General features: G+C 60.4%; 22 protein-coding genes. 14 read left to right on the top strand and 8 right to left on the bottom strand.

The features are described 5' to 3' along the window. Positions 1-240 precede the first annotated feature (240 nt). Positions 241-459, bottom strand: coding sequence for a hypothetical protein (locus KF691_00975; GenBank protein ID MBX3388005.1), 219 nt, complete (start codon positions 457-459; stop codon positions 241-243). 291 nt (positions 460-750) lie between these two features. Between KF691_00975 and KF691_00970 the strand changes: the two genes are divergently transcribed. Then, entirely contained in the window at positions 751-1,020 is a 270-nt protein-coding gene (locus tag KF691_00970) for a hypothetical protein (GenBank protein ID MBX3388004.1), read from the top strand. A 285-nt stretch (positions 1,021-1,305) separates the two neighbouring features. Here the strand turns inward: KF691_00970 and KF691_00965 are convergent, their stop codons facing one another. After that, entirely contained in the window at positions 1,306-2,331 is a 1,026-nt protein-coding gene (locus KF691_00965; GenBank protein MBX3388003.1) for a cupin domain-containing protein, read from the bottom strand. A gap of 395 nt (positions 2,332-2,726) precedes the next feature. Between KF691_00965 and KF691_00960 the strand changes: the two genes are divergently transcribed. The 6 genes from KF691_00960 (at position 2,727) to KF691_00935 (ending at position 6,820) form a co-directional block, all read left to right on the top strand. After that, positions 2,727-2,897 (top strand): hypothetical protein, encoded by a 171-nt coding sequence (locus KF691_00960; GenBank protein MBX3388002.1) that lies wholly within the window; start codon positions 2,727-2,729, stop codon positions 2,895-2,897. Between the two features lie 4 nt (positions 2,898-2,901). After that, a complete protein-coding gene (locus tag KF691_00955) occupies positions 2,902-3,552 on the top strand; it encodes a hypothetical protein (protein MBX3388001.1) in 651 nt (216 codons plus the stop codon). Between the two features lie 42 nt (positions 3,553-3,594). After that, complete coding sequence (locus tag KF691_00950; protein ID MBX3388000.1) at positions 3,595-4,779, top strand: PD-(D/E)XK nuclease family protein; 1,185 nt, start codon at positions 3,595-3,597, stop codon at positions 4,777-4,779. A 384-nt stretch (positions 4,780-5,163) separates the two neighbouring features. Beyond that, the gene (locus tag KF691_00945) at positions 5,164-5,904 is read left to right on the top strand and encodes a TIGR04255 family protein (protein MBX3387999.1); all 741 of its coding nucleotides are present in this window, start codon (positions 5,164-5,166) and stop codon (positions 5,902-5,904) included. Continuing rightward, positions 5,901-6,374 (top strand): hypothetical protein, encoded by a 474-nt coding sequence (locus tag KF691_00940; GenBank protein MBX3387998.1) that lies wholly within the window; start codon positions 5,901-5,903, stop codon positions 6,372-6,374. Before KF691_00945 ends, KF691_00940 begins: the two co-directional genes overlap by 4 nt. After that, on the top strand, positions 6,371-6,820 hold the full coding sequence (locus KF691_00935; protein MBX3387997.1) for a hypothetical protein: 450 nt from the start codon (positions 6,371-6,373) through the stop codon (positions 6,818-6,820). The genes KF691_00940 and KF691_00935 overlap by 4 nt, the downstream gene beginning before the upstream one ends. Before the next feature lie 295 nt (positions 6,821-7,115). Here KF691_00935 and KF691_00930 read toward each other — a convergent pair whose 3' ends face one another. The 5 genes from KF691_00930 to KF691_00910 form a co-directional block, all read right to left on the bottom strand. Further along, positions 7,116-7,496 (bottom strand): hypothetical protein, encoded by a 381-nt coding sequence (locus KF691_00930; protein MBX3387996.1) that lies wholly within the window; start codon positions 7,494-7,496, stop codon positions 7,116-7,118. A gap of 844 nt (positions 7,497-8,340) precedes the next feature. Then, positions 8,341-8,697: a 6-carboxytetrahydropterin synthase QueD gene (queD, locus tag KF691_00925; GenBank protein ID MBX3387995.1), complete on the bottom strand. Its 357-nt coding sequence runs from the start codon at positions 8,695-8,697 to the stop codon at positions 8,341-8,343. Between the two features lie 749 nt (positions 8,698-9,446). Then, the gene (locus KF691_00920) at positions 9,447-10,454 is read right to left on the bottom strand and encodes a hypothetical protein (GenBank protein ID MBX3387994.1); all 1,008 of its coding nucleotides are present in this window, start codon (positions 10,452-10,454) and stop codon (positions 9,447-9,449) included. A 350-nt stretch (positions 10,455-10,804) separates the two neighbouring features. Next, on the bottom strand, positions 10,805-11,161 hold the full coding sequence (locus tag KF691_00915) for a hypothetical protein (GenBank protein ID MBX3387993.1): 357 nt from the start codon (positions 11,159-11,161) through the stop codon (positions 10,805-10,807). Between the two features lie 532 nt (positions 11,162-11,693). Beyond that, on the bottom strand, positions 11,694-12,755 hold the full coding sequence (locus tag KF691_00910; protein MBX3387992.1) for a ParB/RepB/Spo0J family partition protein: 1,062 nt from the start codon (positions 12,753-12,755) through the stop codon (positions 11,694-11,696). A 106-nt stretch (positions 12,756-12,861) separates the two neighbouring features. Between KF691_00910 and KF691_00905 the strand changes: the two genes are divergently transcribed. Continuing rightward, the gene (locus KF691_00905; GenBank protein MBX3387991.1) at positions 12,862-13,320 is read left to right on the top strand and encodes an NUDIX domain-containing protein; all 459 of its coding nucleotides are present in this window, start codon (positions 12,862-12,864) and stop codon (positions 13,318-13,320) included. 15 nt (positions 13,321-13,335) lie between these two features. Here KF691_00905 and KF691_00900 read toward each other — a convergent pair whose 3' ends face one another. Continuing rightward, the gene (locus KF691_00900) at positions 13,336-14,499 is read right to left on the bottom strand and encodes an ABC transporter ATP-binding protein (GenBank protein MBX3387990.1); all 1,164 of its coding nucleotides are present in this window, start codon (positions 14,497-14,499) and stop codon (positions 13,336-13,338) included. 547 nt (positions 14,500-15,046) lie between these two features. Here KF691_00900 and KF691_00895 point away from each other — a divergent pair. The 6 genes from KF691_00895 to KF691_00870 all read left to right on the top strand — a co-directional run bounded on the left by KF691_00895 (position 15,047) and on the right by KF691_00870 (position 20,860). Beyond that, on the top strand, positions 15,047-16,234 hold the full coding sequence (locus KF691_00895) for a DEAD/DEAH box helicase family protein (protein MBX3387989.1): 1,188 nt from the start codon (positions 15,047-15,049) through the stop codon (positions 16,232-16,234). Further along, the gene (locus KF691_00890) at positions 16,231-16,905 is read left to right on the top strand and encodes a hypothetical protein (GenBank protein MBX3387988.1); all 675 of its coding nucleotides are present in this window, start codon (positions 16,231-16,233) and stop codon (positions 16,903-16,905) included. Before KF691_00895 ends, KF691_00890 begins: the two co-directional genes overlap by 4 nt. Further along, a complete protein-coding gene (locus KF691_00885) occupies positions 16,853-17,122 on the top strand; it encodes a hypothetical protein (GenBank protein ID MBX3387987.1) in 270 nt (89 codons plus the stop codon). Before KF691_00890 ends, KF691_00885 begins: the two co-directional genes overlap by 53 nt. Positions 17,123-17,206: 84 nt before the next feature. Next, entirely contained in the window at positions 17,207-17,386 is a 180-nt protein-coding gene (locus KF691_00880; GenBank protein MBX3387986.1) for a hypothetical protein, read from the top strand. Between the two features lie 1,105 nt (positions 17,387-18,491). Beyond that, positions 18,492-19,139 (top strand): hypothetical protein, encoded by a 648-nt coding sequence (locus tag KF691_00875; protein ID MBX3387985.1) that lies wholly within the window; start codon positions 18,492-18,494, stop codon positions 19,137-19,139. A 314-nt stretch (positions 19,140-19,453) separates the two neighbouring features. Then, positions 19,454-20,860, top strand: coding sequence for a hypothetical protein (locus KF691_00870; protein MBX3387984.1), 1,407 nt, complete (start codon positions 19,454-19,456; stop codon positions 20,858-20,860). The last annotated feature ends 35 nt before the right edge of the window (positions 20,861-20,895 follow it).

Genomic DNA, 20,895 nt, shown 5'->3' with positions numbered 1-20,895 from the left:
AGCCTACGGCCGACGCCAAGAGACACCCGTTGCAACCCGCGCGCCACTCAGAAACCCCCTCCCAGAGGGAGGGGGCAGGGGGTGGGCGATCCCCGCCGACACAAGGGAGTCGTTCGCAGAGCATGACGCAGCCCCCGAACCTCTCGCGTTCACCATCCTCTCGCCAAAAACAAACAAACCTGCCATCCCGGCAGGTCCTCAGCCACAAACTCAATTCACCACTCCCCCCGCATTCCGCCCCTACGCGTACACGTCCAGCGCCCCCACCATCCCCTCGATCCCTCTTTCAAGTCCCTTCTGCCCGGCCTCCATCACCTTTGCCGCGGCAGAGACAAGCCCCACCATTGCCGCTCCCTCGCCGCGCTCCACATCCATCGCCTTCGCGGCAAGCTTCACCCCGACCTCAAACTGCAGCTTCCCCTGCTGCATCGCCATCAGGCTCGCCCCAAGTCCTTCCATGCCGCTCGTTTCCATCCTTCCAATATCCCCCAGCCGGCCCCCCGCCGCCATCACACCGCCCGGAACAGCCCCGAAACACCACTCTAAGATCCGTTTATTCCGGCACTTGCGCCTTTTTCGCGCCCGGCCCCCGACCATCGCGTCCCTTCGCCCCTTTTCCCTTTGCCCCTTTGCCCCTTTGCCCCTTTCCCTCTTGACACCCTCCCCCAATCTCCGCTACAACCGCTCCCCCGCTTTGCTCGTACAGCCGATACACTCTTGCCGATTCTCTATGGGGCCCCGGAGTTTTCCATGAAGCGCTTCGCCAAGTTCGTTCTCCCGCTCGTTGCTCTGGCCGCCCTTGCCGGCTGCCGCACCACCGCCAAGACCGGCGAGACGCTGTCCGACATCCAGTGGAATCCCACGCCGGGCATCTCGGATCCGGCGCTGCGCTTCGATGATTCGAACAGCCGCATGGCCGCCTCGATCAACGACAACATGCGCAAGGCCACCGACGACTGGGGCCGCTTCTGGCTCGTGGACCGCGGCAGCCGCCTGACCCCATATCCGTGGACGCGCTGATCGCGCCCTCTCAAGTCAGGATGTTCGCGTCAACTCGCTGATGTCGCTGCGCGCGTTTCGCCGCCCGCAACGCGGGCGCGCGGCCGTCGCCAGATGCGGCAGTCCGAAGCCCCCTCCCTGATGCGAGCGAGGGTTGGGGGAAGGGAGCGTTTTCTTTTCTCACAAAATCCGCAATCCCACATCCGACCTTGCTCTACCCCTGTCTGCGAGGTGGGGGAAGCAGACACAAACCAAGCTCTTCCCCCAATGCCAAATGCCGATTGCCGATTGCCCAACGCCCAGTGCCTAGTGCCTTCTGACCACAAACACACTCTGCTTCGGCAACTTCTCCACCACCGCCGCGCTCACACCCAAATTCGTCTGTAAAACATCCCGCGGCGTCCCCGCCATCCACTCGCTCATGTCGATCGCCTCATACCGACCGTTGTTGAACCCCACCAGCACGCGGCACACACCCTTCCCCACATTCCTGATGTAATGCCCCGAACCCATCGGCGCATACCCGATATCCCCCGCTTCAAACCTGTCGATCACCGCGTTCCCTTCCGCGAGAAACACGCCGACCTCCGCGCTCCCCTCGATGAAATACTGCCACTCATCCGCGTTCGGATGCCAGTGCAATTCGCGCATCGCCCCCTCTTCAAGCTCGATCACCGATCCCGCCATCGTCTGCGAAATCGGAAACTCCTCGACCGACACGATCCGCTGCGTCCCGCCCCCCGGCACACGCCGCGGCTCCTGCGCCATCAACGGATACCGATGCTTCGCCACCAACTTCGGATGCGCGCGCGGCGCCGACAAACTCGATGCATCATCCGGCACCGGCCCCTGCGCGAAATACACCTCTTTCTTCGGTAGCGTCGCAACCTCTTCCGCGCTCAGCCCCAGATTCAGCGCCACCGCTTCCGGCGGCATGCGTGACAAAAAGTCGCTGATACTGAACGTGTGATCTTCCGAAAAATCCCCGTTATCAAAGATCAAAATGAAGTGACACTCGCCCGGCCCCAGCCCCTGGATCGAATGCCCGTACCCGCGCGGGAAATACCACACATCCCCCGCGTTGAACGTGTCCACATACGCCGACCCGTCCGGATGCACGATCGTCGTGCGGCAACTCCCGCTCATCACATATGCCCACTCCGCCGCGTTCGCGTGCCAGTGCAGTTCGCGCATCGCGCCCGGCGCGAGTCGCATCGACACGCCCGCGATCCCGACCGACGCCGGAAACTCCTTCACCGATGCCCCGCGCGTCACACCGCCCGGCCCCAGCCGCGGCGTCTTCTTCTCAAGCTGATACCGAAATTGTCCCATCGCTCTCCTCTCGACTGCAAATCCACTTCACCGCCGGCTCTGCGCCGGCGCATTCTCCAGCACACTACTGCATCAGCAATTCCCGTCGCACCGCAGCGTACGCGATTCCGGTTTCATAAACCCCCTCCCTGAGGGAGGGGGCAGGGGGTGGGTGCACTGCGCGATCAAACGCTCATCCTCGCGCCGATTCCACAATTCCGGAGCCCCTCCCCAGAGGGGAGGGGTTGGGAGTCTTCTCTTGTCTTACGCCTTTCGCTCTCACCGCCTGCAACACGGGCGCGCGGCCGTTGCCAGATGCGGCAATTCCAAAGCCCCCTCCCCGATGGGAGCGAGGGCTTGGGGGTGGGCGAGATCCCGCCTCTCTCGCGGCAATCCCCAAGTCCGAATGCCAGCGCATGGACGCCCTCGCGATGAAACGCGCACGCGCCATCGACGCACCCATCGCCGACAACCACCTCGACGATGCCGAATTCACCGCATCAAAGAACTCGCCAAGCGCCCCCATCGTGGCACCGCTTTTCCAGGCAGTGTCTTTCGGTCTTCACTGCCATCCTTTGGCACTTTGAGAATTTGGCCCTTTGGCCCTTTTCCTTCGCCTCCACCGCCAGCAGCCGAATCGCGGCATCCGTCAACCAGTTTCTCGATGATGGCCTCTTCAGCGACGAGGAGTGGGAGAGGACCGAAGCCCTCGCCAAGAGCCTGCGCATCGGCCTCGCCTTCCACGCCGACTCAAAGGCCGACGTGGAATACGCCCGCGACCGTTGGCGAGCCCTCAACGGCAAGCTCGATGTCATCGCCGCACCAGGCATCGCTCTGAAGGATGACGAAGGCGCCTATTTCGATGGCGAGTGCGATTGGTACGAACTCAAGACCGTCGCCCGCCAGGTCTCTTTCGGCGGCCTCACCGGCTCGGTCCGCATCGCCAAAGGCTTGCGCTTCCGCTACGGCTCGCTCCGGGTGACCAGCCCGCCGATCGAAGCGATGAAGAAGGTCGATTCCGGTCGCCTGATCCTGACGAGCAATCGCCTGATCTTTATGGGAGCGAAGGCAAACAAGACAATCCGCTGGCAGTCCGCGCTTGCAGTCAACATCGTTTCGCCGAACGAGTTTGAGGTGGAGAAGTCGAGCGGGAAAAGCCCGACGCTGGCGGTGACTCGTGGAAGCAGGCCGTATCTCGTCTCGTCGATCGCGGCCGGGTTGATTGGGCGGAAGTACAACTAGCGGCACCCACGATCCGCCTGCCTGTTTCTGTATGCTCTTTCGATGCCCTCCGCGCCGAGCGATCTCGAAGCCCTGGAACTCTTTGTTTCCAACAACGACGACCTGCTCGCGCTCGAAGAGCATCTCGGCCGTTTTAACATCTTCGATGCGCTCCGAATAGAGCATGCCGAAATTCGCCACAGCAATTTTCTGGCTTGGCTGCTGAATCCGTCCGAATCGCACGGGCAAGGTACCTTGTTTCTCAAGGCGGTCCTCATGGACCTGCTTCGACAATCGCCAGCCGACCGGCGGCCGATTTCTGCTGTCGAACTGGATAGCGTTGAACTTCGCGATATCGAGATACGGCGCGAATGGAAGTCAATTGACCTCCTTGTGATCTCCCACGACCCCAAGTTTATTGTCGCGATCGAAAACAAGATTTACGCGGGGGAGCATTCAAGTCAGTTGTCACGGTACGAGCAGGCGGTGCGCACGGAGTTCAATGACTTTCGCTCCATGTTCGTCCTCCTCGCCGCACGAGGCCAGGGGCCATCCGAAGAAAGTTGGACGGGATACTCCTATCAGAGTTTGCACGGCGTTCTGTCGAGGGTGAAGAGGACTGCCGCCGGTTCACTAGGCGCCGACGTCGCAACCTTTCTCGACCACTACCTGAACATGATCGGAACCCGATTCATGGATGATCAGACCATCGAAAGTCTTTGTAAGCGGATCTACACGAACCACCGCCGCGCCATCGATCTCATCATTGAGCACGCCGGTTCTGCAACGTCAGGGCTCCTGGAAGTGGCCGAGGCACAGCTCCGCGCCCCAGAATCCAGGTGGGTCGTGCGGGCCCGTTCAAATTGGCTCTTTCTGGTCCCCAAGGAATGGGTGGGCCGCCGAGTAGACGCCGAAGGCAACACCCATGAACACTGCACTCCCTCGCTTTTCGCTGAAGTGCAAATGAGGCCTGATAGCGTCCACCTGCGCGTCGTGGTGGGCCCGCACGGCGATCAGGCGGCACGACGCCGAATCATCGAACGGCTTATCGCGAACAAGGAAGAGTTCGGCTTTCGCTGCAATCGCCGGAATCTGACAGATGTTTGGACACGGGTGTACGCCGAAAGGCTCCTATCATGGTCCCCCGATGATCTCCCCTCCGGAGAGCGAGTGGCAAAGGTCATTGCCGACGGACTCGCAAAATTGCTGACCCCAGTACTGACGGCAGAAAGGGCAATATCTCCATAGCACCGTGCGTCGAGGCGGCCGAGGTAGAAGCGATTGTTTGATCAGATTTCGACCGTGTGCGAAAGCGAGTCGATCGCAACCAGAAATCCGGCGGTATCGGCGGCCTAATTCGTGCGACTATCGTGAAAGGAGAAATGGAAGGTGCGCAACGGTCGATGACGGACGAGCGGCGGGAAGGGCAAGGGAGTGGTTCATGGGTGTTGCGGAGAGAAGATTCGCATTTTGACATCTGCAACACGGGCTGTGACGTGCACGTGAGAGCGTGGAGGAGGGAAGGCCGATGCCATCCGCCCACCCGCCACCGGGTAAGAATTGTCCGGCCATCACCTATTATCCCACCCACCAACGTTTCGGTAGAATGTCAGCAATTGACCGGATTCTTTCGTGAAAACCATGAGCACTTGGCCTCGCCTTACCAAAGCCCCAATCGTCGAAGGCCTGATGGACATCCGGGTCGAGCGGTCAGCAGCCGTCACTTTTGATATTCTCAAGGCCGCGTGCGACGAGCTCGCCGCCGACTTCCCGTCCAGACAGGACCGGCGAATGTTCGTCACCGAGCTGAATTTTTCGCTCGAAGCAGGAGCCACGTCTCAAACGACTGACGATGGCCCCGATGGCGTCATTCTGCGCTCAGCAGACGAGAAGTGGGTGGTTCAATTTCGCCTCGATGGATTTACAGTGTCGCGATTGCATCCGTACGGAACATGGGACGAACTTAAGGGAAAGGCGTTGGCGCTCTGGCCCAAATACATGGCGGTGGCGAAACCGATAAAGGTGGTTCGAATCGCATCAAGGTTTATCAACCGATTGCAGCTGCCGATTGGTGAGTCCTTCGAGAAGACTTTCCTGACAAACTTTGTGATCGGCCCATCTCTTCCGCAGTCAGTCGCAGGTTACTTGCTTCGTGTTGTGATTCCCTTTGAAGAGCAAAATGCGATGGCCATCGTCACCCAGGCACTCGAAGGCAACAGCACCGACTGCGTATTCGACCTCGATGCCTTTTCAGAACAGCCGCAAGGGATCGCCGAGAATGAAATGTGGAGAAAGTTTGATACTCTTCGTGAAGTGAAGAACGGCCTATTCTTCGGAAGTATTACAGAGGCCGCGCTGGAGCGATTCAAATGACTGCACAAACTCCAGCACGCCGAGCACCGACCCTCCGGTCTACGCAATCACTCGTTCTTTCGGCGAATGTGCTGTTTGCTGTATCGGCCTTCGGCGCAAGTACGCAGTCGATACAGCTTCAACGTCAACTCAATGATCTTTGTGGCTATTACGCACTTCCTGCTTCGAGCAGGCGAGACCCTCGGCGAGAGCGATTCCGGTCCCTCGCGCAGCAGTGGCGAAAAGAAACTCAGTGGCTCTCTTCCACGACGCAGATCGCGATGAACCCCGCCTATCAGGCAATCATCGGCATGGGCGCTCAAGCGATCCCAATGATCCTAGAAGAACTTCGCCAAAATTCCGGCCATTGGTATTGGGCTCTGAAAGCTATCTCGAACGAAGATCCGGTTGTGCCACGGGACCGCGGCTCGGCAAAAAAAATGAGAGCCGCATGGCTTCAGTGGGGTAGGGCAAAAGGCTTCGATGCATGACCATTGAGGACTTGGTGCGCGCGATGCAATCGCCTTTTCCCAACCTCACGGGAACAAACATCCGTCTTACCAGCCCGTATGACGAAGGATATAACTGCATCGCGTGGGCAGCGGAGGACACGGACTATTGGTGGTGGCCCGATGCTATGGGACTACACTATTGGCCGCCCGGGGTGCCACGCGAAGAGACGGTCGAAGCGTTCATGGCAGTCTACGGCCTTCAAGGCTATTTGCATCGTTCGGACCCCGCGTTGGAAGCTGGCAAACAGAAGGTCGCCATCTTTGCTGATAGCAAAGGGAAACCCACGCATGCCGCTCGGCAGCTTCGCGACGGCTGGTGGGCGAGCAAGCTTGGGCAACAAGTCGATATTGAGCATGAGTTTTCAGCCCTTGATGGGCCAACCTACGGAACTGTCGCCGTGATCCTCGCGAGACCAGCCAATTAGTTCCGGTCGGTTGACGGGAGGCCCAAACTTTGTGTTGGGGCGAGTGACCCGCAGCGAAGGCTGGAGGCATTGGCCAGATTTGGACCGCGAGTGTTTCCGCACGATTGCGGCTCGGCGCAAAGAGGGCTTGCATGCCAAAAACGAAAGACGAAATCCATGCGGATGGGCTGGCAGGCCGGTGGCCCTGACTTCGCACTTCGCCCCAACCTCGCATCCACCCCACGCCCATGCCGCCGCTCGCGTTCCCACGCGATCAGTGTTTCTTTCTCCCTCTATCCAAAGACAGCACACCAATCTACCGGGGCTTGAACAGCGAGTTCTTCTCAGGTCCATCTGCCGAGAACATATTGCTCCGAACGCTGTAATCTTCGTCGGGGACGTACGTCGCGCGATGTTCCTCGTACCACTTTCTTGCCCACGCAACCAGTTCGGCGTCATCCGCAGGCAGCGGCCCTGCAAATGCAAATCCGAAGCGAAGCCCGCCGGCAATCGCGGCTTTCGCCTCCGGCGACTTCGATATCTCGAACGCGTCAAACAGCATCGTCACCGAATCCGGAATGGCGGGACTCGACAAAACCACAAAGTCCTCAACACGGCGCAAGCCAACGTTCTGACGCGCGGCCATCGCAAGCACCCGCACAAGCGACGCCCGATCGCCGACGTGCGAATAAAACATGACCAGCCCATCGATCGCAGCTCCCGGAAACCCGTCCCTTCGAAAGCCAACCTCGTTCCCTCCCGGAGCCGCCGCGGCAACTTCAAGCAGTTCTTCCCGCTCCGACTGAGAGCATTCCCCGAGCACCTTGAAGAGAGCTTCAGCACGTCGCCATAGCGTCGTTTCGGATCCGCGCTGGTCAGCCCCGCCGTTCTCTCATTCCATCGCGCCTCAATCTTCGAAGCCGTCACCCGTGCATGCGCGGCAGGTCCCGATGACAGCAAACCACGCAAGTGAACAACGTGCAAGCGATCGTCACAAAGGCCCGGGAGCGAGTCGCGAGTGCGGTTGTCGTTCTTCGCCGCCCCATCGCCGAATCAGAATACCGCGCCGCCATTTCCTCTCTCCGCGGCCCCTCTCCGTGGAGCACCCTGCCGCTCCTACACCGCCGCGCCCGCACCTCAAACACTTGCCTCCCACATCCCACTTTCGGTTCTTCAAATCCGCCATCCGATATCCGCGATCCGCAATCCCACAACATCTCTCCCGCGCAGCCCGCCGACCACCTCTGCCGCTCCTGCATCGCCGCGCTTTCACATCCGAACACGCTTCCTCCTTCTCCGCCCGCAACGCGGGCGCGCGTTCGTTGCCAGATGCGCAGCACCTTGTAGTCACCCCCACTCCTCCTTCCACAACTCCTCTTGGTCTTTCCTTCCTTGATCGCTGTCTGCGAAGCAGACATAAATCAAGCGCCTCTTCCTCGCCTCCGCGCGCTTCTCGCAATCTCTCTCCGCCCTCCGCCTCTTTGCCCCTTTGCCCCTTTGCCCCTGAATTCTCCCCTCGACACCTCGACGCCTCTCCTCCCCTACTCCCCCTCATACACACACCCGCACTTGCTCGTCTCGTACAGCTCGATCCGAATCAGCCCGCGCAGCCGCGGCTTGAGCCGATCCCAGATCCACTTCGTGATCGCTTCCGCCGTCGGATTCTCGAGCCCCGGCACCTCGTTCAGGCAGCGATGATCAAGCTCCTCCACCACCGGATCGACGATCTTCCGCATCTCCGCAAAGTCCATCACCCACCCGCGCTCCGGGTCGATCGCCCCCGAAATGTGCAGCACAAACCGGTACGAGTGCCCGTGCATCCGCGCACACTTGTGCTCCGCCTCAACCCGCGGCAGCCAGTGCGCCGCCTCAAACCGAAACTCCCGGAATATCACCATGCCTCAATCGTACGAGTGCGGACCGTGCCACCAATCGCGGTTCCTCCGCGATTGGTGCTCCTTCTCCGCCCGCAGGTCACAAGATCGTTGCAGGCGCCCGCGGCCGACAGCTTCAACTCCACATGCAAACCGCCCAGAGCGTGGATGATCCGTTCCGCTATCTCTGTCTGCGCAGCAGACACTATCCAACGCGCTCTTCCTTTCTTTCCCCCTTGTGCCAAGTGCCTGGTACCTCTCTTCTTCCTTTCTCCGCCCGCAACGCGGGCGCGCGGTCGTTGCCAGATGTGCAACATCTGGAACACATCCCCTACTCCGGTTCCGACGCCCTGTTTGCTTTCCCTTCCTCAATCCCCGTCTGCGAAGCGGGCACAAACCCAGCGCCTCTCTCTCGTCCGCTCGCTTCTTTTCCGCCCGCAGGGCGCTCGATCATTGCCGGCGGCTTCAGCCGACGGTCTCCCTGCAGCAATTCCGAAACCCCCTCCCGGAGGGAGGGGGATGGGGGTGGGCAGATTTACAACCAAAGGACCGCATCCTCAAATCCTCCCGCGCTCCTTCTCCGCCCGCAACGCGGGCGCGTGTCCGTTGCCAGACGTGCAATACCTGATAGCGCCCCCTCATCACCTGCTCACCTCTTCTCCTCTTCTCCTCCCCACCTCGGCACCTCCCCACCTTGACACCTCGACACCTTGACACCTTTGCCCCTTTGCCCCTTTGCCCCTGAATCTCCCCTCGACACCTCTCTTCACCCCTCACGCCAACCCCGGAAGCAAGATCCCAAGCCCGACCGCCTGCAGCATCACCACGATCGCGCCGACCAAAAGCGTCGGCACCATCACCGCCCACCACAGCGCCGCCGGCTTTTCAAATCGCATCCCGAACTTGAGCGCGCACCAGTTCCAGCGGCACAGCCACGCCAATAGCACCAGCGGCACAATCCACTCCGATTCCATCGGCCAGGCGATGCAGTCCAAGAGTTGCCACCAGAGCGTCTCTTCCGGATCTGAAAACCCAGATGTCGCCGAGAACGTCGGACGCGCCGCGCTGGATTGCAGCCAATAGCCCAGGTAGATCGCCTCAAACCACACGAAGGCCACGGGCCAGAGCGATTGGCTGTAAACGAGCCATCTCGCAACATGCCGCAACTCAACTTTCGCACGCGCTCGCGTCCATGGAAGCACCACAAGCATCAGCGGTGCAACACACAACGTCATCAGTGTTGGCAAGAGCCACCATGGGTATTGCCCGATCTCCAATCGCAACAGCGCGGCTGCGAGACGCGGCCGATTCCAATATGGCTCATCGATTCGCGTCGGAACCCACCAGAGCCAAGTCTCCCACCGCATCGTCTGGGTGACTGCGTTGTCGAGCGCCTCGGCAAAGGATCGCCAGCCACTGCGCCACTGGCTGATGGCCACGCTTGCAAGCATGATCGCCGCGATAGCAACATCCAAAATCCCCATCGCGCACACAAACCACACCACCGCCTTCCACACCCGCGGCGGATACTCCATCCGCAGCCAATTCCAAAAGCGCATCGGTCGCCACGTGCGCGCAAATGTCCGAACCCCCCACCACGACCATCGCCAAAATGTCGTCGCGTGCTCAACCAGCCCTTCGCACCGCGGCGGAGCGACCGCATCACACCACAAAAAGTCCAGCCCGCACTCCGAACACCGTCCCTGCACCGGGCACGCCTCGCGCCACGCGCTCATCACCCCCGTCTGGTCATACCCGCATCGCGGACATCGCACTTCCATCACGCCCGCCCCTTCTTCACCGCCACCCAGTCAAGTTTCGCCATACTCCGCGCCGCGGTTCGCCGCGATCCCTCTCACCTCTTCTCCTCCTCACCTCTTCTCCTCTTCACCTCTTCACCTCTTCACCTCCTCACTTCCTCACCTCCCCCTCCGTGTCTTTCTCCGTGGTTCCCCGTGGTGCTCCGTGTTCAACATCTTCTGAATTCTGCTCTCGCCAATTCCATTCTCCGTCTCTCCGCCCCTTTGCCCCTTTGCCCCTTTGCCCCCGGAATTCTCCCCCCGCCACCCTTCTAACAAAAAAGGGCGCCTCTCCTCGGCGCCCTTGCTCCAAACAAGTTGGTCGGTCCAGCTCACACCGCCGTATACCGGCCGCGGCTCACCTTCTTGAACTTGTTGCGATGCTTGATAAACGTCTGATTCACAATCGTGCGGAAGTTCGGGCTCGTCGTCATGTATCCCGTCGCGAGCACCGCGTCCGCCGCCTGGCTCACACCCAGCGTCTTGCCGGTCAGAACCTTCTTGAGCGAATCGACGAGGCTGAGTTCATTGGTTGCGCGCCCGCCGCCCCCCACCACCGCGCCCCCCGATGCCGCGATCTCTTTCCGCAGCGCTTCCATCTTTGCAGACAATTTCTCATACCGGCGCTGCAGCGCCTTGTTCCGACCGGAGCGACGGCGAATCTCCGCCTGTAGTTCCGCAGTAGACATCGTGGACAATTTGCCGCTTGCTTTTTTCGCCATGTTCGTCAATTACCTTTCGTCAGAAAACACGTGTGCCGCGGCAACCCACGCTGCCGCGCCCCCGCCCGCGCTTTCTACGTTCCCCCCCAATCCCCGAGAACATAACTAATTCTTGGACCAAAATCCACAACATTGTGGATTTCGTGCGGCCACGAGCGGGTAAAACTCACAAAAATGACGCAATTCCAGCGCCCGAAACAAGAGACCAAATTCCGAACATCTCCTTCGAATTCCTGTTCACATGATGTGACAGGGTGTCTTCCCCACCCGGCGATGATCGCCTTTGACACGACGCGCAAATGGCGTATCTCCACAAATGACAGCGGTTTACCGAGCACCGTGCGCGACTCCGCCGGGGGCGATTGGCGTCGAGCTTTCCAAGATTCCGGAATCGGGCTCATACCCAACGCCGCGCGCACGCTCCGTTGCGACGACAACGCATCTGCGTCGGCGACCGAGACAACAAGTCCACAATCGGCGCCAACGAAGATAGTCTGGTCTAGCGAAGTCCCATCTTCGCGAGCAGCGCGTCGAAGTGATCCAGCCCGTAGAACTCGAGGACGATCTTCCCCTTTCCTTCTTTTCCGGATTGAATGAAGACCTTCGTTCCCAATTGCTGGCCGAGTCTGCGTTCCAGGTCGATCGCAACCGCGCGCTTCGTATCGATCGGCCCACCAAAATTTCCGCCTTCCGCTTCGGCCGCCCCACTACTTGCCGCGCTCGTGTCACCCTCCGCAAGTGCGCGCTTCACTTCCGCCTCAACTTTCCGAACCGGCCACTCGCCCCGCGCCGCTTCACGCGCGATGCGCACGCGCTCCGCGCCGGAAGGCATGGAAAGCAGGGCTTTTCCGTGCGCCGCGCTCAATGCGTTCGCGCTCAAAAGCTCCGCAATTTCAGGCTCGAGTTCAGTCAGGCGCACCAGGTTCGCAACCGTCGCGCGTTCGAGTCCGACTTTCTCCGCCACGCGCGCATGCGAAAGTCCGAACCGCTCGCTCATCATCCGCAGCGCGTGCGCGCGATCCATCGCGTTGAGATCTTCACGCTGCACGTTTTCAATCAGCCCCCACTCCGCGGCATCCTCATCGCCAAGCTCCCGCACAATCGCCGGCACCCGCGCAAGCCCCGCAATCTTCGCCGCGCGCCAGCGCCGCTCACCCGCAACAAGTTCAAACTCGTTGCTGGTCTTCCCCGGCCGTACGATCACCGGCTGCATCACGCCCGCGCCGCGGATCGAATCCGCGAGCTGCCGCAACGGCGCTTCATCAAAAATCCGCCGCGCCTGGAACGGACTCGGCCGAATCGACTCAACCGAAATGTGCTCAACTCCACCACCCCCACCACTTCCGACCGCGCTTCCTTCATTTCGCGCACTCGGCAAAGCCGCCTCGCGCGCAACCTCGCCGCGCACCGCGCCTTCCCCCACAACGGCTGCCGCGGCAGTCGCAACACCCCGCGCAGGTGTCCCCTGCGACCCAACTTCAATCGCCACAGGAGTTTGCAGCAATGCAGACAAACCCCTACCCAATTTGCGAACCTTCGAAACTTCCGTGTGATTGCTCATGATCGACTCCGTTCGAACCGCCCCGATTCTACCAACATCGTATCAACCCACCGCGCCCGATGAATGGACCACTGAATTGATCCGTGAACCGAAAAGGTGAAACCGCATGCCCAAATGGAACCGATCCGCCGCGAAAAAAATCGAACTGCTCGCCCGCGGCATCGCCGTTCGCGATGGCCAGGTCCTGCTCTGCAAAAACAAGAAGTCTGACTATTGGTACTTTCCGGGCGGCCACATCGAACCCGGCGAGCCCGCGGCGGAAGCCATCGAGCGCGAATTCCTCGAGGAAACAGGCAAAAAAGTGAAGGTCGAGCGACTGCTCTTCATTCACGAACACTTTTTCAAACAGGACAATAAATCGCGGCACGAGTACTCGCTCGTTTTTTCAGTCCACGCGCCAGACAAAATCAAGGCCAAGGAAAAGCATCTTGAATTTCAATGGGTGAAATGGAGTGACGCCGAAAAATCGGATGTCCGACCGAAGGCCCTGGCTCAGTTGGTGGGGGTGTTCCTTGAGGAACACGCATTGAATCGGCAGATCCGGTTTCGATCGACTCGGGCGTGATTGCGATTTTGGAAATCAGGTTCCCGAGTTTGAATCGGAAAGCGGAAGGACGATCGCATCGGAAATCGAGACCGGAACTTGCGAATCGCCGGCGTGTAGGGGCTGCGCCAAATTGGAAAGCTTCAGGAATTTGAGATTGGCGGCGCCGACCTGAATGTGGCCTTGTTCAACTTCGCCGAGGTAGGTTGCACTGGTGAGCTTGCCTTGGAATTGTGGCGGTAGTTTCAGTTCTGATTCTGAAATGTGTATGGATTCTGGTCGGATAGAGAGGAGTGCGCGGGAGTTTGGCTTTGGTGGTGTGAGGCCGGGCGGAATCGAGCCTTCAAGTTTGCCGGCGGGGGTTTCGAGTGTTGCGGTGAAAACCTGCCCACCCCCTGCCCTCGCTCCCATCGGGGAGGGGGTTTCTGAAATAGAGATCACGGTGCCTTCGAGGATGTTGGTTTCGCCCAGGAATTCGGCGACGAAGCGCGAGTGGGGGCGCTTGTAGAGATCGGCGGGTGTGCCGAGTTGTTCGACGCGGCCGGATCGCAGGATGGCGACGCGGTCGGCCATGCTGAGCGCTTCTTTCTGGTCGTGGGTGACGTAGACGGTGGTGATGCCGCTCTCTTTGCAGATGCGCCGGATTTCGGAGCGGAGCTCGAGGCGGAGTTTCGCGTCGAGGTTGCTGAGCGGTTCATCTAATAAAAGGACATCGGGGCGGATGACGAGCGCGCGGGCGAGGGCGATGCGCTGCTGCTGTCCGCCGGAGAGCTGGTTCGGTTTTCGCTTGGAATACTGCGACATGCGCACCGCGGCGAGGGCCTCGTCGATGCGTGTTTTGGCCTCATTTGCAGGGGTTTTTCGCACATCGAGCCCGAAGGCGACGTTGGCCTCGATGGTCATGTGCGGCCAGAGCGCGTAGGACTGGAAGACCATTCCGGTGTTGCGCTGGTTGGGCGGCAGGTGGGTGACGTCGCGCGAGCCGAAGAGGATCGTGCCGGAAGTCGGGTCGATGAACCCGGCGATCATGCGGAGGAGGGTGGTTTTGCCGCAGCCGGAAGGGCCGAGCAGAAAGAAGAGTTCACCGGTTTCGATCTCGAGGGAGATGTTGTCAACGGCGCGGGTTGTGCCGCCCGCTGTCCCGGCTCCGATTGCGGGGAATTCTTTGGTTATGCCGCGGATGGAGATGGGGGTGGGCATGGGAGAAGGGGCAAGGGGGCAGGGGACAAAGGGACAGAGGGAGGATTCAGAGGCGGATTGTCACCAAGCACCACGGGGAAACACGGAGAAAGACGCGGGGAAGAGCAAAGGCACTGGGCACTAGGCACTGGGAAAGACAGGGGGAGAAAAAGAGAAGACAGGCGGTAAGGCAGAGAAGGGGAATTGTGCGCGCCGGGGACGGGGTGTCGGATGTGAAGAGGTGAAGAGGTGGGGAGGTGGGGAGGTGGGGGGTGGGGGGTGGGGGGTGGGGGGTGGGGAAATGATTTTGAGTGGTGGGGGAGCAGAATAGCAGAGGGGCCAGGACTGGTCGAAAGGTGGGCGAGAATGGGGCCTTGCGTGTTAGACTGGCTGGACACGTTTGGAGAGCGCGGCGGCCAAACATGGAGCGGGGTTGCTGTTTTGTGCCGAGTTGCTGATGTGTGGGCGAGTTTGGAACTTGGGCAACACAACACCGGAACAACTTGCGCGCGACAAGATTGACCGGATGCTCGGCGAGTGCGGGTGGATTGTTCAGGACCATTCCGAAATGAACATCGGGGCGGGGCCTGGGGTCGCGGTGCGGGAGTTTCCGCTGAAGACGGGGTTTGCGGATTACCTTCTTTATGCGGATGGGCGGGTAATTGGTGTGGTGGAGGCCAAGCCCGAGGGGCACACGCTCAAGGGGGTTGAGCTTCAATCTTCCAAGTATCTTTCGGGGTTGCCGGTTGGTCTGCCGCGGTGGACGCCGGACGGAACAGCGCTTCCGTTTGCGTATGAATCAACGGGAACCGTGACGCAGTTCACGAGCAACCTGGATCCGGAGCCGCGGAGTCGCGAGGTGTTTGCGTTTCATCGGCCGGAGGAACTGATTCGGCTCGCGGGGCTTGAGAGGCAGTTGCGTGCGAACCTGCGGCAGATGCCGGCGCTTGATACGTCGAAATTGTGGGAGAAGCAGGTCGCGGCGATTCAGAATCTGGAAAAGTCACTGGCGAACGATCATGCCCGCTCGCTCATCCAGATGGTGATGGGCGCGGGGAAGACATTTACGGCGTGCAATATTGCGTACCGCCTGATCAAGTTCGGCGGAGCGAAGCGGGTGCTGTTTCTTGTGGACCGGAACAACCTGGGCAAGCAGACGCTGAATGAGTTCCAGCAGTTTGCCTCGCCGTACAACCAGTACAAGTTCACCGAAGAGTTCGGCGTTCAGCACTTGCGGAAGAACGCCATCGATCCGGCGGCGAAAGTGGTGAACGAGAGCCAGATTCGGCTGGTGCTGCGCACGTTCAAGGAACGGCTGCCGGAGATCTTCCCGGGACGCACGGAGTGTCCGAAGACGCTGGTCTTCGCCAAGACCGATTTACACGCGGACGATGTGACGCGGATCATCCGCGAGGAGTTTGGCAAGGGGAATGACTTCTGTCAGAAGATCACGAGCAAGTCGACGGGGAAGAAGCCGGAGGAACTGCTCAACGAGTTTCGCAATTCGTACATGCCGCGGGTTGCGGTGACAGTGGACATGATCGCGACGGGCACGGATGTGAACCCACCCCCAACCCCCTCCCTCAGGGAGGGGGCTCCTGGAAGAGCCACCGGGGGCGGCGGGCGGCAACTGGTGGACCTGATTGCGTTGGTGAACCTACGGATTTTCTGCAGGGGCTGTCACTGCTGCACACCTACGAACTGCGCAAAGCCGACATCGCGGCAGGAAAGACGGGAAACCAGGCGACGGGCGTGAGTGCGAAGCGAGAGTCGGTGCTCGATCTTCCGCTGGCTGCGTATAAGAAGTGGAAGAGTCCGCTCGAGCAAGGATTCAAACTGGCGGCCAAGTTTCTACGGAAGGAGTCTTTTTTTTCCACGCGTGACTTGCCGTATCGAACACAGCTTGTGCCGCTCGCAACGATTCTCGCGCTCTTGGATGAGCGCTGGCTCGAGCCCAAGGTGCTGGACAAGCTTCGTCGGTGGTTCTGGTGCGGCGTGCTTGGGGAGCTTTATGGCGGTGCGGTGGAGTCGCGATTTGCGCTCGACTTGCAGGAGATGACGGACTGGATCGCGGGTGGAGCGGATTTGCCCGCGACGGTGCAGGACGCGAGTTTTCAGCCGCAGCGACTGGACACACTACGGTCTCGCAACAGCGCGGCGTACAAAGGGATCAGCGTGCTTGTGCAGCGGAATGGAGCGCAGGACTTTTTCTGGAAGACGACGATTCGAGATCTTGATGAATCCGATTGGGATGAATGCAAGCTGGACATTCACCACATCTTCCCGAAGAAGTGGTGTGAAGAGAACGCGATTCCCCCCCCGTCGTTACAACTCGATTCTGAACAAAACCGCCATTTCGTACAAGGCGAACAGAATGGTGGGGAAGAAAGCGCCTTCGGATTATCTGGAGCAGCTACAGACGCATAAATCGGTCGGATTGGACGACGCGGCGATGGACAAGATTCTCGACACGCACTTCATTGAACCAAAGGACCTTCGGCTCGATGACTTTGATGGTTTTATCGAGAGCAGGCGGGCCCTGTTGATCGGGCAGGTTTCGCTTGCGATGGGGAAGCCGGTGGCCTCGTCGGGTGAGGCGGTGGCGGATGACGGGGACATGGATGAAGAAGAGGGTGAGGAATAACCAGCGCAGGCGATAAAATCGGTCCGAGAATCCAAAAACCACTGGAGGCCGGATCTCGTATCATTCCCTGCAGGAGTTCCGCCGATGACGACGACGATGACCAAACCCAAGGCACACCACAATGCAATGGTTGAGGAGCACTTGCGTGCATCCAAGAAGGTCATGAAGAAGGTTCTCAAGTCTAAGAAACGCTCGATCAGATTTCTGGTCGCAGCGGGGATTCTGACGAAGAGCGGAAAGTCGCTCGCCAAGCCGTACCGGTAAACCGTGTACGACGTTCTTCCATCTTTCGTACTGGGCTTTCACGGCTGCGACAAAGCGGTCGCGGATGCCGTGTTTGCCGGCAAGTCGGTGCTCAAGCCGAGCAGTAACGCGTACGACTGGCTCGGACACGGCGTGTATTTCTGGCGGACAGAAAAGCGTGTCGCGTGGCTTTTTTCGCTGCCGCGGAAGCGGGGGCGAAAAAGAGAAACGCAATACGCCCACCCCCTGCCCCCTCCCTCCGGGAGGGGGTTTCGGAATAGGCGAATCTGGCAACGGACGCGCGCCCGCGTTGTGGGCTGGGGAAGAGGAGAAGTGAGAGCGGCGCGCGATTGGATGTGTCGAGCGTGAAGCACCAATCGCGGAGGAACCGCGATTGGTGGCACGGATTGTGTCCGCTGTCGCCACACTCTCCCGCTTCGCAGACTGGGGTGGAGGATGTGGGATGGCGGATGGGAGAAACTTGTCGCGTGGCCTTTTTCGCTGCCGCGGAAGCGGGGGCGAAAAAGAGAAACGCAATACGCCCACCCCCTGCCCCCTCCCTCCGGGAGGGGGTTTCGGAATTGGCGAATCTGGCAACGGACGCGCGCCGGCGTTGCGGGCGAGAGAAGTGAGACGGGGAGGTGGCGCGCGGAGGAGAGCGACGGAGCGCTTCGTTTGTTTCTGCGATGCAGATAGGGGTCGAGGAATGTTGGATGTGGGATGGCGGATTGGCGCGGAAAAAAGCCCCTTTTCGTCCAGAGGAAGGGATGTGAATCTCAAAAAATTAACTTGCGGTCTTGTTTCTATTTTGGTAAACTGGTGGGGTTGGTCGCTTAGGCGAGTCCGTGCCCGGTTTTTGGCGGCATTGAGCCCTGGGCCGGATGTTTTCGCGGGATGCGCGTTGTGAAACAAGGAATTTGGCGTCGAGCGCGGCGGATGCCGCGGGACGCCGCGTGGAGTGGGATGAATGGAAAAGCAGGAATTGGGCTGTGTTGAAGGCGGCGAAGCGGGCGGTGTGATGAGCGGCGTGATGAATAGGTGTGCGGGATCGCGGGAGTTATCGCGGATTGAAAGGGAGAGTCCGGCCGAGAATTCGGAAAGGAGCGCGGAGTCTTCGGGTGGAGTTGTGCGAGAGAAGAAGATTTGGCGCGAGCCGGTGATTGGGTCGTGGGAGGAGGTGCTTGAGCGCGTGCCGCGGGCTCAGGTGGATGGGCGGTACGGGATGGCGGGTTCGCGGGAGATTCTGGCGCAGTACTGGCTGATGTTTTCGATGACGAGTCGGAGGCCGACGCGGAAGGAGTTTGAGGCGGAAATGCCGCGGTGGAAGGCGTTTTTTGGGAGTTTTCGGGATCTGGAGCGTGCGGCGGGGGTGGTGTGGGAGAGGACGGCGAAAGGGTGGAGAAGGCGGCAGAGAAAAACGGAGGCGGCGCGCGGGATGCCGCTGCTGGGGCGGGCGATGGGGACGGAACCGGTGAACGAGCAGGGCGTGGTTGCGCTGTTTGGGGAGATGGCGAAGGAGCTTGGGTTTGTGATCGATCGGATCGGGACGCGGTTTCCGGATTGCGTGGCGCATCGGAAAGTGGGAGGGGAGTGGCGGATGGTGCGGATCGAGTTTGAGTTTTTGAGCAGCCGGTTCGATCACGATCCGGAGGGGTGTGACCTTGTTGTGTGCTGGAAAAACGACTGGCCGGGGTGTCCGGTGAAGGTTTTGGCGCTGGAGGAGAAGGTGAGGGGGAGAATCACAGAGAGGAGCGTGGGGAGGGTGAGGGTGTGAGCGCGGGACCGGGGGATGGCGGACAGAAAGAGTAAAAAGCGATGGAGAGAGAAGACCACGCCCTGCCTCTTCGGTTTGCCAGCCGCGGGAGGTGGCTTTGGGAATTGTGCGAGCCGGAGCGCGGGGAATGTCGTATAGAGAGAGCTGGCTCGGGAAGGCGATGAAGGGGGCGAGGTTTGGTGCGCGACCCGGGGCGGGTGCGAAAGGGGAAGGGCGGGTAGACTTGCGGCCCTGCATGGCGGCCTTGAGCCGGCGGCAGGACGAACTTGTTCAATTGAACGGCGCCGGGAAGGCGTTGACTGGAGTATCGATTCATGGCGAGCCGGACGAGCACGAGTGTTGGAGTCGGCGTGGCGTTGACGCTTCTGGGGCTGGCGTCGCTTGGGTTGTTCATCACGTCGGCGGTTCTGTACGGGAAGTACAACCAGTCGCAGCGCGAATTGAACGAGGCGAAGGTCGGCATCCGCGACTTCATCCGCGACGGCGAGCGTCAGCAGGACGACATCCGCCAGATCGTGGAGGCGGCGAAGAAGGCGCAGAACCAGTCGCTGGTCGCGTATCTCGTGAAGAGCAACAAGGATCTTGCCGCGGCGATCACGGGCAACGCGAACGACTCGGTCGAGCGTTTGCTCGAGCAGACGCGTGCGGAGTCATCGAAAGCGAACAACGCGCCGCTGCTCCGGCTGGCGCAGGATCGCGCGGGGCAGATCAACGACCTGAATCAGAAGGTGGAGCAGGTCGAGGCGGCGCGGCTGGCGGCGCAGACGGATCTGAAGAACGAGCAGGAGCGCGTGGCGGGGATCGTGGAGCGCCACAACGAAACGCTCGCGGCGCTGAACAAGGAAGTCGGGACGTATAAGGATGAACTGAGCCAGTATCGCAGCGGGATTGAGAACGTGCGGATGCAGGCGGAGAAGCAATTTGAGAGCCAGATGGCCGCGGCCAAGGCGCGCGAGACTGACCTGAACGGACGCATCAGCGATCTGCAGCAGCGGAGCCTGATTCTCGAGGACCAGCTGGCGCGACTGCGCGGCGAGCGGAGCAAGACGACGGCGCGCGGGACGTCGGAAGATGCGCTGGTGGACGGCGCGATCATCGGCGTCGATGCGGGTCAGAGGCAGGTGTTTCTGAACGTCGGGCGCACGCAGAAGGTCGTGATCGGGATGACGTTTGCCGTCTACAACGACGCGAACTCGATCAAGATGGATGAGAACGGCGACTACAAGCCGGGCAAGGCGCAGATCGAGGTGATCAACGTCGGGCAGGATTCGAGCACGGCGCGGATCGTGAAAGAGACCAAGGGCAACCCGATCGTGACCGGCGACGTGATCGCGAACGCGGTGTTCGACCCGATGAAGGTCTACAAGTTTGTGATCTTCGGAAACTTCGACACCAAGGGCACGGGAAACCCGACGGCGTCGGGGCGCACCGATATCGCGGCGATGGTGACGAGCTGGGGCGGCGAAGTGCAGGATGATCTCGAAGGGGACGTGGACTTCCTGGTGCTGGGGGAGAAGCCGGTGCTGCCGCCGCGGCCGGGTGTCGATCAGCCGATCGAAGTCGTGCAGGAGTATGTGCGGCTGGAGCGTGCGGTGAACAAGTACAACGAGCTGCTCAAGCAGGCGACGGCGATGGGCTTGCCCGTGCTGAACGAGAACAGGTTCTACACGCTGACGGGTCAGACGCCGGTGAGCCGGAAGCTGATCATCTCGGGGCGGTAAGGAAGAGTGCTGAATGAACGAAGTGCCGCTCGGAA

The sequence above is a fragment of the Phycisphaeraceae bacterium genome, assembly GCA_019636555.1.
GTDB lineage: Bacteria > Planctomycetota > Phycisphaerae > Phycisphaerales > UBA1924 > JAFEBO01.
The sequence above is the reverse complement of the archived record's forward strand: the minus strand, read 5'-3'. Positions and strand labels throughout refer to the sequence as shown.